General features: G+C 62.9%; 21 protein-coding genes. 11 read left to right on the top strand and 10 right to left on the bottom strand.

All coding sequences use genetic code 11. From position 1 onward, the window contains the following. Positions 1-573 precede the first annotated feature (573 nt). Positions 574-1,101: a hypothetical protein gene (locus E1809_RS17900; RefSeq protein WP_133205599.1), complete on the bottom strand. Its 528-nt coding sequence runs from the start codon at positions 1,099-1,101 to the stop codon at positions 574-576. A 102-nt stretch (positions 1,102-1,203) separates the two neighbouring features. On the opposite strand from E1809_RS17900, the gene E1809_RS17895 reads away from it, so the two are divergent. From E1809_RS17895 to E1809_RS17865, 7 genes are all read left to right on the top strand, one after another. After that, complete coding sequence (locus E1809_RS17895; protein WP_133205598.1) at positions 1,204-1,566, top strand: hypothetical protein; 363 nt, start codon at positions 1,204-1,206, stop codon at positions 1,564-1,566. Between the two features lie 737 nt (positions 1,567-2,303). Next, complete coding sequence (locus E1809_RS17890) at positions 2,304-3,143, top strand: hypothetical protein (RefSeq protein ID WP_133205597.1); 840 nt, start codon at positions 2,304-2,306, stop codon at positions 3,141-3,143. Beyond that, the gene (locus tag E1809_RS17885; RefSeq protein ID WP_133205596.1) at positions 3,140-3,565 is read left to right on the top strand and encodes a phage holin family protein; all 426 of its coding nucleotides are present in this window, start codon (positions 3,140-3,142) and stop codon (positions 3,563-3,565) included. The genes E1809_RS17890 and E1809_RS17885 overlap by 4 nt, the downstream gene beginning before the upstream one ends. Then, positions 3,562-4,104 carry a DUF3618 domain-containing protein gene (locus E1809_RS17880; RefSeq protein WP_133205595.1) on the top strand — a complete coding sequence of 181 codons (543 nt, stop codon included), beginning with the start codon at positions 3,562-3,564 and terminating at the stop codon, positions 4,102-4,104. Before E1809_RS17885 ends, E1809_RS17880 begins: the two co-directional genes overlap by 4 nt. 101 nt (positions 4,105-4,205) lie before the next feature. Next, a complete protein-coding gene (locus E1809_RS17875; protein WP_133205594.1) occupies positions 4,206-5,276 on the top strand; it encodes a YihY/virulence factor BrkB family protein in 1,071 nt (356 codons plus the stop codon). Positions 5,277-5,326: 50 nt separating this feature from the next. After that, positions 5,327-6,070 (top strand): HAD family hydrolase, encoded by a 744-nt coding sequence (locus tag E1809_RS17870; RefSeq protein WP_133205593.1) that lies wholly within the window; start codon positions 5,327-5,329, stop codon positions 6,068-6,070. 191 nt (positions 6,071-6,261) lie between these two features. Next, entirely contained in the window at positions 6,262-6,507 is a 246-nt protein-coding gene (locus E1809_RS17865; protein WP_133205592.1) for a DUF6480 family protein, read from the top strand. A gap of 83 nt (positions 6,508-6,590) precedes the next feature. Here the strand turns inward: E1809_RS17865 and E1809_RS17860 are convergent, their stop codons facing one another. From E1809_RS17860 to E1809_RS17850, 3 genes are all read right to left on the bottom strand, one after another. Beyond that, positions 6,591-7,244: a hypothetical protein gene (locus tag E1809_RS17860; RefSeq protein WP_133205591.1), complete on the bottom strand. Its 654-nt coding sequence runs from the start codon at positions 7,242-7,244 to the stop codon at positions 6,591-6,593. A gap of 366 nt (positions 7,245-7,610) precedes the next feature. Beyond that, on the bottom strand, positions 7,611-7,862 hold the full coding sequence (locus tag E1809_RS17855) for a DUF4259 domain-containing protein (protein ID WP_133205590.1): 252 nt from the start codon (positions 7,860-7,862) through the stop codon (positions 7,611-7,613). Positions 7,863-7,889: 27 nt separating this feature from the next. Further along, the gene (locus E1809_RS17850; protein WP_235835670.1) at positions 7,890-8,120 is read right to left on the bottom strand and encodes a helix-turn-helix domain-containing protein; all 231 of its coding nucleotides are present in this window, start codon (positions 8,118-8,120) and stop codon (positions 7,890-7,892) included. A 214-nt stretch (positions 8,121-8,334) separates the two neighbouring features. Between E1809_RS17850 and E1809_RS17845 the strand changes: the two genes are divergently transcribed. After that, positions 8,335-9,948: a recombinase family protein gene (locus E1809_RS17845; RefSeq protein ID WP_165962375.1), complete on the top strand. Its 1,614-nt coding sequence runs from the start codon at positions 8,335-8,337 to the stop codon at positions 9,946-9,948. A gap of 203 nt (positions 9,949-10,151) precedes the next feature. Further along, positions 10,152-10,475 (top strand): hypothetical protein, encoded by a 324-nt coding sequence (locus tag E1809_RS17840; RefSeq protein ID WP_133205587.1) that lies wholly within the window; start codon positions 10,152-10,154, stop codon positions 10,473-10,475. Positions 10,476-10,648: 173 nt separating this feature from the next. On the opposite strand, the gene E1809_RS17835 is transcribed toward E1809_RS17840, so the two are convergent. Both E1809_RS17835 and E1809_RS17830 read right to left on the bottom strand, forming a co-directional pair. Further along, complete coding sequence (locus E1809_RS17835; protein WP_133205586.1) at positions 10,649-11,383, bottom strand: hypothetical protein; 735 nt, start codon at positions 11,381-11,383, stop codon at positions 10,649-10,651. Between the two features lie 176 nt (positions 11,384-11,559). Next, positions 11,560-12,411, bottom strand: a complete 852-nt coding sequence (locus tag E1809_RS17830; RefSeq protein WP_133205585.1) for a hypothetical protein — start codon at positions 12,409-12,411, stop codon at positions 11,560-11,562. A 365-nt stretch (positions 12,412-12,776) separates the two neighbouring features. Between E1809_RS17830 and E1809_RS27115 the strand changes: the two genes are divergently transcribed. Further along, a complete protein-coding gene (locus tag E1809_RS27115) occupies positions 12,777-13,052 on the top strand; it encodes a hypothetical protein (RefSeq protein WP_133205584.1) in 276 nt (91 codons plus the stop codon). A 26-nt stretch (positions 13,053-13,078) separates the two neighbouring features. Here E1809_RS27115 and E1809_RS17820 read toward each other — a convergent pair whose 3' ends face one another. The 4 genes from E1809_RS17820 to E1809_RS17805 all read right to left on the bottom strand — a co-directional run bounded on the left by E1809_RS17820 (position 13,079) and on the right by E1809_RS17805 (position 14,737). Continuing rightward, a complete protein-coding gene (locus E1809_RS17820) occupies positions 13,079-13,321 on the bottom strand; it encodes a hypothetical protein (protein WP_133205583.1) in 243 nt (80 codons plus the stop codon). Positions 13,322-13,531: 210 nt separating this feature from the next. Further along, complete coding sequence (locus E1809_RS17815; protein ID WP_133205582.1) at positions 13,532-13,852, bottom strand: type II toxin-antitoxin system PemK/MazF family toxin; 321 nt, start codon at positions 13,850-13,852, stop codon at positions 13,532-13,534. Further along, entirely contained in the window at positions 13,849-14,055 is a 207-nt protein-coding gene (locus E1809_RS17810; RefSeq protein WP_133205581.1) for an antitoxin MazE family protein, read from the bottom strand. Before E1809_RS17810 ends, E1809_RS17815 begins: the two co-directional genes overlap by 4 nt. A 235-nt stretch (positions 14,056-14,290) precedes the next feature. Next, a complete protein-coding gene (locus E1809_RS17805) occupies positions 14,291-14,737 on the bottom strand; it encodes a hypothetical protein (protein WP_133205580.1) in 447 nt (148 codons plus the stop codon). 173 nt (positions 14,738-14,910) lie between these two features. Here E1809_RS17805 and E1809_RS17800 point away from each other — a divergent pair. Continuing rightward, the coding region (locus tag E1809_RS17800; protein ID WP_133204173.1) for a helix-turn-helix domain-containing protein at positions 14,911-15,154 on the top strand (244 nt) is incomplete at its 3' end.

Raw genomic sequence — 15,154 nt, 5'->3', positions numbered from 1 at the left:
CTCTGTTTCGGTTTTCATGGTTGCAACGGCATGGGTCCTTGTCGTCTTCCAGGCAGTCCTGTACGGGGTGAGTTCATCATGGCGACGATCGCCTCAGCCGTGCTTGCGGGTTTCACACGGCGCGGGGCCTGGATCGTGGGCGTCTCCAGACCTTGCACTGATCACACGCCCATGGAGATGGTTGACGCTGCTGTCATCGGCGTCGCGACGATCTATGCGCCTCGGCAGTAGGCCAGCGTCAAGTCCTCGGAATCCTGGCCGCGTCCATCATGTTCTTCGCTTACAGGTCCTTGGTCTTGTCGCTCGACGCGCCACGGCAACCGGAGGATGCACAACCCCGGGCACGGCCCTTCCCATTAGGTGGTGAATCGCCTGCGGAGGCTGTGCAGGCGCCGTTTGCCACCCAATCTGCCCCGACCGACCACCTAATGTCACGTCTTTCACCACTCAGCGGTGTGCGTGGAGGCTACTATCGCGCCGGTTCCCGCCGGCCACCCGCCTGTGTCGGTCTAACAGTGCCTTCCGGCTCAATGGGACAAAATTATGATCGAGGTGGGCAGGGTGATGACAGCATCAGTCGTCGGCGGTCGCCAACGCTGCCAAGACGAATCGCCGGTACTTTCCGGGGCTGTTCCCATGAACCCTGCCGTACGCTGCTAAGTAATGCGGCACGGCGACCGGGCGGACCCTGGCAAGGCCGAGCCTGTCCGCCAAGACCGGGGCATGGTCGGTGAACGCCTTGGCGGTCTTCGCGCCGATCAAGATGAACAGCGGGTCTACCGCCTCCAGGGCCTGCAGTTGATCCACAAGCACCGAAACGTATCGGCGGATGGTCTCGTCGCTCAGATCGAGCGTCGCCGACTTCGAATTGACCTCGCTGAGCAGGTCAGTCATGTGCGCGCCCCAGTACGCGGTGTCCCGGAAGGCCTCGGCCAGGAAATGATCGTTGTGTCTTCCGGCCGTGTGGAAGTTGTGCCACGGTCGTCGCACGACCTTCGGTGCTCCGGGGTTGAGGCCGAGGATCGCGAGCGGGCATGAAGGATACCGTCGAGGTTGTTCGTGGGGGAACGAGATGTCGCTCGTCTGCTCATACGCCTGCATTCCGGGCGCGGTAGGTGTGTACCGGCCATGGCGGGTCTATCCTGCCGTCAAGAACCTGTGTACCGGACAGCGGAGAGCTAAGCAGATCTGGGGGAAAAAATCATGAAAACCTTCCGGCTCATTAAGCGGCTTGCCACCGGGATGCCGCAGCCTGCGCGGGCCTTTTCGTGGCTCTTCCCGTCGCTGTTCCTCTTGGTCCCGCTGATCTATACGCTCACAGGTCAGAGATGGCTTGGCCTCGCCGAACTTGGTATGGCTGGTGTTTTCCTCACCCTCTTCGGTTTCTACGTTTTCAGGGACCTCAAAGGCACGGCAAGTTCGTGGTCGCGTATGTACAAGGAGAGCCGGGGCCTCTCCCCTGAGCAGTTCACCTTCGCCGATGTACCAAGTATCAAGGCCATGGGTTTTGTCTACATGCTGATGGGTCTGCTGTGGCTTGGAGCCGCGGTCTTCTTCGCGCTCTGATGACAACTGGGTTTTCCTTGGATGCTTTCTTTATCCGTCAAGTAGTGATTGGACCTCGCTAAGCGCGGGTCAGGTTGGGCGCGCCGTCCAGCCGTTTTCCTGGAATGCCAAAGGGGAATGGCTTCTTGCCGTGTACCCGTGGGCAATGCAGGAACGGTTCCTGCGGAAGTTTCGCCGGTATCGCTCCCCTGTTTACGGAGCCGTGGCCCGGTGGGATGCTGATCCCGGTTCAACGAGTGGAGGCCAGGACGTTCAACGAGCAGGAAGGAGCCAGTCAGATGCCGCGCGAAGTCTTGGAGCTCCTCGGTTGGGTCATCACCATCGTTGCAGTCGTGGCGGCAGCAGCTATTCGTATGGATTCGGGTCAGACGTCGAGGACCCGTTCCGGGTCCTCATAAAAAGGATCCACATCAGACGCCACGACTGAAACTGAATCCCTTCCTCATGGCCTGCGGATGGCCACCACAAGCCACACGAAGTCGGGGTCCACCTCGCTGCCCATGCTTTCTGGAACAATGTCGCAATGTATCGTCCCGTGGGTGGGCGCTGTCGAGCGTTGAGGGCCGGTGACCAGCCGCCGAGAGCGGCTCGGAACCCACTTGCTTGTCGCTGGCCCTCGTGGTCACCAGATGGAGCGTAAAGAGGGCTTCCGTTCAGATGCTAAGCATGCTTAGTATTATTTGGCCAGTATTTCTGGTTCTTGATCCGTAGCAGACCTTTTTGGAAAGAGAGCGAAGATGACAGAGAACCAATGGCCGCAGGACGGGAGCTACGGCTCCTCCCCGACCAGCCGACGCGCACCGGGGGCGCACGCCACCGTGCCCGAGCCCGGCATGGATCCATCCACGCCGGACACGATCAAGGATGGGGCAGGGAACGCCGCCGAGCAGGCCAGAGAGTCCGCGACGGATGTGGTGGAAACCGCAAAAGACGAAGCGGCAAACGTTGCGGCGGAAGTGAAGACAAACGCGAGGGACCTCCTTGACCAGGCGAGACTGGAGTTGATGGACCAAGCCGGCAGACAGCAGCAGAAAGTCGCCTCCGGGCTACGGTCCGTCTCGGAGGAACTTCGTTCCATGGCCAACGCCTCCGAGGACCCCGGCGTTGCCACCGATCTGGTACGGCAAGCGGCTGAGCGGTCTTCCTCCGTGGCACGTTGGCTGGAGGACAGGGAGCCGGGATCAGTGCTCGACGAGGTCAAGACCTTCGCCCGGCAGCGCCCGGGCGCGTTCCTCGTGCTTGCCGCCGGGGCCGGGATCCTTGCCGGAAGGCTGAGCCGTGGCCTGAGCGCCGGCGCAGACGGTTCCACAAGAATCGCCGCCGTGCAGCAGCCGGACCGGGACGCGGACCGGCGCTTCGTCCCTGGAGCAGGAATGACAGTGCCCCCTCCCGCTGTCCAGCTCACGGGTCCGGACGTCACCACGGCCGGATATGCCGGCGCCACCCCGCCACCAAACGAGGCCGGCGCCGCCGGCGGAACGTACCCGCCCGATCCCGTTTACAGCGCGCCCGGGCAGGAACCACGCGACGCCGGGCCTGGATTCGGAGCAGCTCCCGACAGCGGTGGGCCACGATGACCGACAGCGAACTCCCGCCGACACCGGCGCACCTCAAGGCGGAGTCGACATCGCTGGGCGATCTGTTGGGAGAGGTGACCCAGGACCTTTCCACCCTGATCCGCCAGGAAGTGGAACTGGCGAAGGCCGAGTTGAAGCAGTCCGCCACCCGGGCCGGCAGGAGCGCCGGAATGCTTGGCGGCGCCGGCGTTGCGGGACATTTTGTCCTGCTCTTTTTGTCCCTGGCCCTCTGGTACGCGCTGGGAGAGCTGATCGGCTTGGGCTGGTCCGCCGTCGTCGTGGCCGTCCTCTGGGCGATCATCGCCGCAGCCCTGGCAATCAAAGGCCGCTCGGAACTCAAATCCGTCAAAGGCTTTCCCCGGACAGTCGAAACAATCCAGGAAATCCCAGAAACACTCAAACCACGCGAGGAACAACGATGAGTGAAAACCCGGATGACATCCGTTCAGAAATCGAAGAAACCCGCCGTCGGCTTGGCACTAACGTCGACGCCGTAGCGGACAAGGTGACGCCATCGCACGTTGTCCGGCGCCAGACGGAGAAAGTGAAAGACGCCGTCTTCGGAGTGCGGGAGAGCGTCATGGGAGCGGTGGACGACGCCGGCACGGCGATCGGCGACGCACCGCGCCGGCTCACCGGAAAAACACAAGGCAACCCGCTGGCTGCAGGGCTGATAGCCTTCGGCGCAGGATTGCTGGTCGCGTCCCTCATTCCGGCCAGTGAGAAAGAAAAGGAAGCGGCAGGCGCCCTCAAGGAAGCCGCAGAACCCGTCACTGCCGAACTCGCGGCGGCCGCGAAAGACGCAGCCCAGGATCTCCAGCAGCCCGCCCGGGAGGCATTGGAGAACGTCAAGACTGCCGCTACGGAAGCCGCGGAACACGTCAAAGAAGAAAGCCAGATCGCCGTCTCCGACGTCACCGAAACCGCGGCAGACGCAACGGACCGCATCCGGCCAGCCTGATCCCTGCCGAGTCGTGCTGACAGACCCGTGCCCGCGCGAAGGGGCCTTTGTGCGGGCGCGGGCTGAGCACGCCTGCGGCCGTATCGGAATGAGGGACAACGATGACCACGGACGAGCCCGAGGAAACCAGCACCGTCAAGGCCCGAACAGCCCCCGCGGCGGACGATGCCCGCAAACCGGCCGGTCCCGCCGACCTCGCCAAACCAACCTGGACATACATCGCCAAAAGAACCTTGCGCGAGTTCGGCAAGGACCAATGCCCGGACGCCGCAGCGGGCCTGACCTACTATGCGGTGCTCTCGCTTTTCCCTGCCCTTCTCGCACTGGTCTCCTTGCTGGGAATTTTCGGTCAGGCAGGAAGGACCACGGGCGCGCTCCTCGATGTCGTCCGAAGCATCGCCCCGGGATCCACGGTTGATGCCATCCGCCAGCCCATCGAAGAGCTCACCACCTCGGCATCGGCCGGGTTCGCCCTCGTCATCGGGCTCGCCACCGCCCTGTGGTCCGCGTCCGGTTACGTCGGGGCCTTCAGCCGGGCCATGAACCGCGTCTACGAGGTGGACGAAGGGCGCGGTTTCGTCAAACTCCGGGCAACCATGCTCGGAGTCACCGTCCTCACAATCGCCATCGTGGCACTGATCGCCGGGATGCTGGCGATCAGCGGACCCGTAGCCGACACCGCCGGAACCGCAGCCGGATTCGGCGGAGACATCATCTCGGTGTGGAGCATCGCCAAATGGCCGGTCATTGTCCTGCTGGTCATCGTGAACATCGCTGTCCTGTACTACGCCACCCCGAACGTGAAACAGCCCAGGTTCCGCTGGATGAGCATCGGCTCGTTCATAGCCCTGCTCGTGTTCGTCCTGGCCTCCCTGGGCTTTGCCTTCTACGTGGCCAACTTCAGCAGCTACAACAAAACTTACGGAACCATAGGCGGCGTGATCGTCGCGCTGCTGTGGCTCTGGATACTGAACATGTCCCTGCTGTTCGGCGCGGAATTCGACGCAGAAATGGAACGCGGACGTGAGCTGCAGGCGGGAATCAGCGCCGAAGAAACCATCCAACTGCCGCCCAGGGGTACCAAGCGCAGCAAAAAGCTGCAGGACCAGGAAGAAACGGAAATCCACCGCGGACAGGAACTCCGCGAACAGAACCGCCCGGAGAAAAACTGAACCATCCAGCGGGCACGGCTTGGCAAGCAGAACAGAGAAGGTCGTCACCAGTGGAGGAACAATCCAAAGGCGCCAAACACGCCGGAGTCCTGTTCGATGTTGACGGAACCTTGGTGGATTCCACCTATTTCCACACCATCGCATGGTGGCAGGCCTTCCGGCAACACGAACTGGAGGTGCCCATGGCGCTCATCCACCGGCACATCGGGATGGGTGGCGACAAGCTGCTTGAGCGGCTGCTGCCGGTGAAGTGCTATGAAGGGGTCCGCGATGCCGTCAAGAGCGCGCATGGGGCGATATTCTCGACCTTCTGGCCCGCCATCCGCCCCTTCGAATCCGCAAGGTCCCTCCTGCGGACATGCGCCGAATCCGGCTTGGCCGTGGCACTGGCGTCCTCGGCGCATGAGCGTGACCTTCAGGTGCTCCGAAGCGTTCTCGATGCCGGACCCTGGATCGACTGCGTGACGAGTTCAGCTGACGCCGCCGAGAGCAAGCCCTCCCCCGACATCCTTGTCGCCGCGCTTGAAAAGCTGCAATTGAATGCGGCAGATGTGGTGTTTGTCGGGGATTCCGTCTGGGATGTCCAGGCTGCGGCCCGGCTCGGCATCGAAACAATCGGCGTCACCTGCGGCGGTATCAGTGCGGCCGAGCTTTTTGAATCCGGAGCGGTCGAAGTCTATTCGGGTCCCCGGGCGCTCCTCCAGCAACTGAACCCCAGCTCCATCGGAAAACTCGCACATCGACATGGAGCACAGCCGACCCCGTCAATCCAGGCCAGATGCCTTCCCCGATGATGCCGACGACGGATCCCGACATGTGCCTTGCCTCCCCACTCGCCAGCAGCATGTGGTAAAGAGTGCAGAATGAGGCTCCTGAGCCATCCCCATCGGAGCCTTCATGGGTCACTACGGCCACTTGTTGGCTCCGGGCGCCCGGACTACGCTGGCAGGCAAAATAGTACGTATGCTGAGGAAGGGAATTGGCCATGACCAGCTTTGATCCGGAAGACGACCCGAGGACGTTCGGAGCGCCCGGTAGCGACCAGCCGAAGGGTACGGACCGGCCGGAAGACTCCAGGGTCGACGACAAGCACCCGGACCCCGCCGCATCGGCCAACCCGGATCCGCTTGAGGGAAACGTCACCGGACTGGAGCCTGGCGGCGGCGTACCGCCGGGCGAGACCCCGCCTGCAGAGGACCAGATGAGCGGCGACCAAGGACACGACGAGTAGCAGTCCGGGGCATCGTCCAACAAGGAGGGGCCCTCGCTGTTCCTGGAGGCCGGGCAGTTTCCAACTGACAAACACGGTTGGTTTCAAGGTGCCGGCGGCGCGTCGGGAACCGTGTTTTGAAGGAAGTCCTCGACCCGTCGCAGTTTCTTAAGAGAGAGGGGAACCGCGACGACGAAAACAGCCAAAGCAATGGCGTACAGGATCCTTGCGAGGACCCAGTCCGTCCACATCAGGTTTCCCAGGGCGAACAGGACGTATGCAAGCAGCAGACGCAGCGAGAACCGTTGAACGGCGACAGCCTGCCGTGCGGCAGCGATCACCACCCTCATCTCCTCGGGATGGGCGGGTTCCCGGCCCTTGATCTGGTTCGCGACGCGCCGCTTCTGCGTGAAGGACAACTGAGCCACGACCAGGTTCATGCTGATGGGCCGCTCTCCCGTTCGGCCGGCCCTGACCCAGACGAAGATGCCAAGGAGGATCCCGGCCCACTCAATGATGAGGCCCGTTGTCTGAAGCCAACCGGGCACCGCGACGGCACCCCCAAACAAGGATTGGGGTAATAGGAGAACGAAGGCGACGAAACCCGCGAACACCCCGGCCGCCAGGACCACGACAGCGGTCAGCACCCAGGCCTGCCCCCGGCCGGGTGCTGGCCCGGTTTCCGGCGGCAAGCCCGCTGCCGCCCGTTCTGCCGCAGCCCACCGCCGAGCCGCGTCTGCCTCGTCGCTGTCCGTCATCGGTGCCCTGACGGTCGGACAGTCACCGGCGCTCCTTCAAGCACCTCGGCGGCGTGGAAGCCAAGGGTGTAGCCGGTCCGGGTCGTGCCGGGTCGCGGCACGGTTCCAGTGCAGGCGCAGATCAACCGTCGAACCGTTATGTCCATCTGCCAGGGACCCGAAGGACATCCTGTCCTGCCCAGCCCGCATGGCCCCCAGCCGCAAGGTCAGCGGAGCCGCCTGTGGCGGTACACCAGCATCCATCCCGTGTCCTCCCCAAAGGCAGCCAGGTTCCTGCTTGGAGCCAACACCAAGGAACCAGCTTTCGCACGAGTGGCAGCCACCTGTATACCCGTCGGTCATTGGAGTGAAGACAATCTCCTGCAGTTATCTCGCCACCGGGATCCGGGCCACGTCCTCCAACGGGTCCGGGATGATCATGGTCGAGGTGCCGGGCTTGATGTCGAACGAAGCCTCCAAGTAAGCGGCGTCAGCGGCCTCCAACGCAGTGCGGACGATCTCCATACTGCCGTCATCGAGTTCGTCCGGCCAGTCCATCGCACCGTCATTCCCGAAAGGCAAGAAGCCGCTGCGCCCATCCGGGCCCTTCCCGGTTGTCGGTTGGTCGCAGAGCCTCATCGACGGACAACCGGGCAGAACACCACATCAGACGTCGCCGGCCGCGATGCGTTCGGCAGTCTTCCGGTAGGCGCCCTCGATGAAATCCTCGACGTCCTGCACGCCGATCCTCCAGATGCCGCGGCCGCCGACCTGGATACCCCGCAACTCCCCGCTCTTCAGCAGGGCCCGGATCTGCGGGAGCCCGACATTGAGCTCTTCCGATACCTGCTCCATCGTCAGGAAGCGGCGGCGCGACGATTCTGATCCTTCACTCACGGATTTCATCGTAGGCGCACTCCAGCCCCACGGCCACGCAGCGTAAGTCGATGCGAAACTGTGAATTCGCTGAACGACCGCAGTGACGCGCGAGACCGGCTCTTCGGATGGGGGCCGGCGAAACTCCCTTTCAGGAATCATGGGCTGGATTCCAACTCTCGTTGGTGGAAGCGGGTGGCCGATTTTTGAGTCCGGTTGGCGGAAACAACAGGTCGTGTCTGATCCCGACTGCTGCAACAATCCAAACTTGCTGGCAGATATAGTTACAGAGGGGGGTGTGTCAACGATGGAGAAACCCAGGAAGCGTCCCGGCACGGCGGACGTCGTTGCCCGTGAATACCTGCGGGTTTCAAAGGATCGTTACAGCACGGGCAAGTCCCCGGATCAGCAACACGACGATAATGCCAAGGCTGTGCAGAACCAGGGATGGCAGCTTCACCCGAAGGCTTACCGGGACGACGATCGCAGTGCCAGCCGGTATGCGAAGCGCGACCGCGAGGATTTCGACCGGCTGATCTCCGACCTGAAGGCCGGCCGGTTTGAGGCGACGATCCTGGTGCTGTGGGAGTCGAGCCGGGGATCGCGCCGGGTCGGTGAATGGCTGACGCTGATCGAGCTGTGCGAGGAGCGCGCCATCCGCATCTTCGTCACCACGCATGGCCGGGACTACGACCCGGGCAACCCCCGTGACCGGCGTTCCTTGCTCGAGGATGCAGTGGACTCGGAATATGAGTCTGCCAAGACGTCCACCCGCGTCAAGCGCGACGTCCGGGCAGCGGCCGAAAAAGGCAGGCCGCACGGAAAGAATCTTTACGGTTACCGGCGGGTCTATCACGAAACCACGCGCGAGCTGCTCCGGGTCGAACCTGATCCGGACCAGGCGAAGGTCGTGAAAGAGGCTGCCGAACGGGTTCTCGCGGGTGAGACGTTGTATTCGATCGCAAAACTGTTCAATGAACGCGGAATTCCACCAAGACGGGCGTCCTACAAGGCCCAGCGGCAACACCTCGGGTGGACTCCCCCGGCGGTGAGGCAGATGCTGACCACCCCGGCGTACGCCGGGAAGAGGCAATATCACGGGGAGATCGTCTCCGACGCTGTCTGGCCTGCGTTGCTGGACGCTGATACATGGGAGAACCGCCTGATGCCGCTCCTGAACGCAAGGGGCGGAAAGAAGGCAAATGACTGGCCGGCGAGGCATCTGCTGACAGGAATCGCCGTCTGCGGGGTCTGCGGCGGCGGCGTGATTCCCGGCAAGCAGAACAAAGGAAGCCAGACATTCGACGACGACGGCAATCCGCTGCCTCGCCGGCACTACGCCATCTACGTCTGCAAGGGGGCGCCCGGCCTGAGCGGGTCCCATGTGGCCATGAAGGAGGAACATCTTGACCTGGTGGTGGTGGAGATGGTCCTGGAACGTGTGAAACGGCCGGACTTCCTCGCCCGTGTCGGCCGGCAGGGTGAAGGCGTGGATGCAGAACGCCAGGCCCTGCTCGATGAGATCGAAGAGCATCGTGAGTACCTGGAAGCCGTGCGGAAACAGGCTGCAGCACGCAAGCGCCTGGACCTGCTGTTCGACCAGGAAGATCGGATACGACCGCTCATCGTTGCTGCGCAGAAGCGCCTGGAGCACCTGACCGCGACTGATCCGCTCGTGCTGGATCTCGCGAAAGCCGAGGATGTGCGAGCGGCGTGGGAGCGGCTCGAGCTCGCCAGCAAAAGGAGAATCATCCGTGCGCTGATGACCCCGCGCATCGGTCCCATGCGGGAGGGATGGAAGGGGCGCAGAGCCATCGATTACGACAGGGTGCAGCCCGGCTGGCAATAGCCTCCCCTCCCGCCTACGCGAATCAATGATGATTCGACTAGGCATTGATAGATGACTGGTATAGAGTGGCCATATCTCATCCGTACACGTGAGGTGGCCTCTTACTGGGGTGGCCGGCTCGACCTGACCCGGGTGTCAGGAGACCGTGGTGCAAGCCGGAGCCACGGACAAGGTGTGCTGCGCAATAGTTTGAGGACGTCGCCGTGACTTCTACCATCCTGAAGCCTTCAACCAAACTGGATCTGGCCCGCGCCTCTGAAATCCGCACCGAAAACGGAGAGCGCCGCTACGGATCAATCGACACCCTCCGCCGTCGGGTCAGGTCCGGCGGGCTGCCCTATGAGATCACCGGGCACAAGTACATGGTCACGCTCGCCGACCTGGACACGATGCGGCAAGCGTCGGCAGCGGAGCGTGCGTACGCCGAGCTTCAGGCAGCCGCCAGGAAGGCCGCCGCTGCAGCGCCGCCGATCAGTCCCGAGCGCCGGGATCTGATCATTTCGATTCTGCGAGGTGCGACGGCATGACTCCGCTGCGCATGTCTTCATGATGCCCGGGACACCGGAGGCTGTCAGAACCGGTGATGCGCAATCGGGCCCAGGAGGTCCCGCCCCGGTTGTGCCATGGTGTCGTCGCACGGGCCGGGACCACTGGAATTCATAGGGACCCCGGCATCATCAATGAGCCCGTGTTTTACCGCTCAATCAACCGTGCCGACGCCGATCGGCTCAGCCCGGCGGAACTCCCGCCCTGAGGCGTAGCGCCATATGACGTGGTCCAGTCGTCGCGCATCAGCCGGATAGAGCTTTGCTACCTCGGTAATCAACATGGTTGTCTGGGCGGGCGTGAGGGCTGTTGTGAGGCCCGCATATTCCTCGATGAAGCGGATCACCATGCGGTCGGGCTTCACCGACGGCAAGCCTGCCAGGATCAGCAGGTAGTTGAACGTGACCCCCGATCCCTGACTCGGGAGCCTCAGCCAGGCTTCCTTCACGTCCGTGAGGTCTTCATCCGCCTGGTGCAGCTGATGGAGCGCCGCAACGGTCGGGACGCCTGAATCATCGAGCACGGCGGCTGCCCGGTAGATGACCTCCGCTTTCAGGAGCGCGCCGGGTTTGGAGTGTGCCGGCTTGTGGTTGTCGACGACGAGTTCAGCCCATGCTGTGCTGCCGCCGACCTCGCCAAAGGTGGCGAGGAGCTCTGCGGTGCCATCAGTATCCGGGTCGCCGCCTTGGGCTCTCCTGTAGCTGCGGTATGCAGTGACAACATGGGAAACGCTCGTGTAGTGCGATCCCGTGGAAAAGATGGAATCGATGATGCACAGGGCAAGGCTGTCCGGGTAGCCGTCTGCTTCGATCCATGTGGAGGGCTCTCCGAAGATGGTGCGGCACACCTCGGTCAAGCGGTCGGCCGCGGCCTGGAGTTCGAATGTCATGGTCGGAGCGTAACAAGATGCGCCGACGAAGATACGCAGAAGCACACGCGACCCGCCATGGTCATTGGGTTGAACCTCAGCTCAATGCTTGGCTTGAACATGGCATTTGGCTGCATTGGCCCGCCAAATTGGGGCGGTTACACGGCCCGTCGGGCCCGTCAAACCCGGGTGGCTGGTCATTCGAATTCGGCGAGGAGCGCCGCCACCCGGGCGTTGAGCTCGTCGGCCCGGGCAAGAATAGCGGCCTCCTCTTCGGCGGTCACATGCCTGATGGCGGGTGGCTCCAACGCGGGCAGTGTCTGCAAAGGTTGCCGGACGGGAGCCTCCAGAAGCAGGGCCATCACGGCGATCACGCGGGACAGGGAGGACCGGTGCATCGAGCCGTATCTGTTGAGGTATCCCCAGCGGTCGATGCCCGGCAGGAGGTTCGGGCAGTCCTCCCAGTCGCCCCAGCCGGTATCCGGGTCATTGCGTTCATGACGGTGCAGCGCGTGTTTCCCGGCGGCGCCGCCGGGTCGCTTCGCGAGTGACCGGACCATGGCGGCGGACCAGCCCGCGTTAGTGCCGAGCACCTCGAGCCAGGACCACGCGGCGCATGCGGGACAGGATGATTCCTGGACGGCGGTCCCGAGCAGGGCGCGCATCTCCTGGCACCCTGCTGGCGTCAGGCCGAGCGCCTGGCCGCGCGTGAGGCCCAGGCCGCCCATGGAAACCGGTGCGAGGAGGGTCGCGGCGAACAGCATCCTCCGGACCCTGAGTCGGTCGATCCAGAAGGTTCCGGGGTCGCCATCAAGCACCGAGCCGCGGTGGAGCAGCCGCCGGAGCGCGCCGGGGTCATCATGCCCGCGGGGCCACGCTGTTTCCCGGTGGCCCCGGTCGGTGACGTGTGGTTCCAAGGCATGGACAAGGCGCCGTGACGCTCCGGCCTGACGGGCGAAACGCGTCAGCACCGCGTCGTCGCGGCACCCGGGAGACGTGCCCGTGACGGCGCACCAGTCCTCCCAAAGGTCCAAGAATTCGGTCCCCATCACCTCAGCGTCTCACGCGACAGCACGCCTGTCTCATGCCCGGATAAGAGCCGTTATCAGGGACCCGTGTTGAACAATGGCGCATTGGCAGCCCCTGCACGATGACACCGTCCGCGTGATGCGACATTTCGTCAACGGCCGTTCGGGATGCACGGTATCCGGTCCAGGCCGGGCGGCTGTCGAGCAGCGACCTCGACTCTGATGCAGCCGGCACCTGTGACAGGCAGGCGGCCGCCCGCGACGAATTCAAGCGCGGGGTCCTGTCCCGCAGCGCGACGACCTTGGCAGGCCCGTCCTTTTAGGCGACATACCTTTCCTCGGACAGCGTCAGGCGGATATACGGCCGTTCGCGTTCATTGCCAACAATGATCAGCCGGTCGCTGGCGCCATGCGCCCGGCTGCGCGGGCATTACCGCCAATCGGGCGTTGTTGCTGGAGTCATCCTCGAGGCAGCAATCGGCGCGATCAGTGGAGGGATAGTTGGTGCCGCAGGGGGGTTCCTATTTGGGTTGGAAATCTTTACGGGCGGAGCTGGAGCGCTCCTCGGAGGAACCATGGGCGCGATCGGCGGCGCCTTCAACGGACTCGGAGGTGGGTTTCTCTCCGGTCTGATCTATTGCGGTAATCCTGAATACGCCTAAACCAGTTGTTTTAACCAAGGTGCAAGTCAAGAATCAATGGTTCCTTGCTGCCGTTCGTTCTGCTGGCTGCTGATAGAGCGGCGGAGAGCAGGAGTGATGGCCAGCATTACGAGGATTAGAGCGATCGATGGAATGCCGTAGCTGACCCATTGAGACCAGCCGGAAAGTGTGTATATCAAGCCGCCGAGGAGAATGACCAGGACGATCCCGATGGCTCCAATTATGTTGAATCGGAGGACGGAAGACAATCGGGGGCGGCGCTCGTTCATGGCCTCAATCTAAGACGGATAAGCCGGCAATGGAAGCAAGTTTCCTAAGCTCAGCACAGGGGCCGAACGACGGACACGACAACAAGCTCACTTCGCCGCAATCCTGCCATTCGCAACACAGTGATTCCTTCCTCCGGGCTTCAGAAGGACATGCAAAAATGGCAAGCATCAGACAGGTTTCCCCTCATGGCCTTCTGGGTATTCCGCCGCCTATGCGATTCCGAGGAAGACCAGCAGTGCCCGCTCCACCGCGACGAGTTCCGTTGCCGTCAGGTGCCCCACCCGCTTGTGGGCGTTGGCGCGGGGCACGGTGGTCATCTTGTCGATCATGATCTGGCTCTTAACCGTCAGACCCGTCCGCTGGGAAGGCTCCACCGGGATCCGCAGCAGCGGTGCATCTTTCAGGGTGGAGGTCAGAGGGATTACCGTCACGGAGCCCACGTCATCGAACCGGTCATCCTGGATGACCAGCGCCGGGCGGGGTTTGGAGGCGTATCTGCCGCCGGCCACCGTCCAGATTTCGCCCCTCACTCCTCATCCCAGGACACGGAAACCGCGTTGATCCACTCGTGAATGTCCTCGTGTCGGTCGGACTCCGCCACAATGGCGCTCTGCCGCTTCGCCTCCTCAGCGAAGGACTTGGAGCGGGTGTCCGGGACCCACACCTGAATCGGCCGGAAGCCTGCTTCACGCATCCGGCGCCTGTGCTCACTGACTCGATCCTTCACACTCATACCCCCATTGTTTCATGTAACACGCGTGGGTGGTAGAGCGCGATTCGATCGACGGGGCTGGGGTCTGAGTAGTAACGCAACAGGATGGCGCGTTTAGCGGACCCTATTACGTAAGGCCATGACTAATCGGGGGACAGCTCAGGTTCAGGGGAGGTCAGACAGAAATTCTTCCGGTGGCAGGTTTACGTATCCCCAGAGGTCTTCCGACACCCTGAAAAGACGTGCGCCGATCTCGTCAAGCTCTTCCACTCCACGCAAGGTGGTCTCCCACCGCGGCTGCTGCCCGGACGCTACGGACCCCCTTTTTTCTCCGGTGACGGAAGGCCGTTTTGCCCTCAAGTATGAGTTCGCCCACGCTTGCGTGGAGGATCTTATTGCGTTGCTCTAGGGCTGCTTTCGCTTCCGTGAGCATTGCCTGGACCTCCGCCCTGTCCCCGTCCCTGACCGCATCTGAGTCAGCCGACAGTTGCCTTGCAAGCTGGATCATCGATGACGCATTCATGTTTGCAACCACGGCATAGCCAACCTCACGATCGAGGTGGTTAATCAGTGACACACACAGTTCCACGAGGTTGTCTTCCACGGACGCGGCCCAGATGGCTATCCGCCCTACAGCAGCTTCCCCCTCAGAGGTCATGCCGACCCAGAGGCGGTGCCCCTGCACTTCTGCGTCTTCTTCCATTCTCGTTAGCCTATGCCTCGACGTGGCGGTTGATGTTCCACCCTCAACGGGGTCGACTAATCGCAATCCTGTTCCGTTACAACGGTACGGTCCACGCGGAGTGCGAGGACCGTACTGGCCTAGTGTCGCGTGTCGTTAATAGCTAGACGTTTGGGTGTTTGGGAGGATTGGTTATGGCCAATCGTCCTGCTGCTGCCCTGGGTCTTCGTGATGGTGATTTTGAGGCGTTGAATCGTCTGTCCAGGTCCTCGGCGGGACGGGCGGGACTCGCCCAGCGGGCGCGGATCGTGCTGCTGGCCGCGGAGGGGCTGTCGAACACCGTGATCGCCGAGCGTGTCGGGGCGACACGGACGACGGTCATAGGGTGGCGCAGCCGGTACGAGTCCGCAGGGATTGCCGGGCTGCATGATCAGGACC

The sequence above is a fragment of the Arthrobacter terricola genome (assembly GCF_004354015.1).
Taxonomy (GTDB): Bacteria; Actinomycetota; Actinomycetes; order Actinomycetales; family Micrococcaceae; genus Arthrobacter; species Arthrobacter terricola.
The sequence above is the reverse complement of the archived record's forward strand: the minus strand, read 5'-3'. Positions and strand labels throughout refer to the sequence as shown.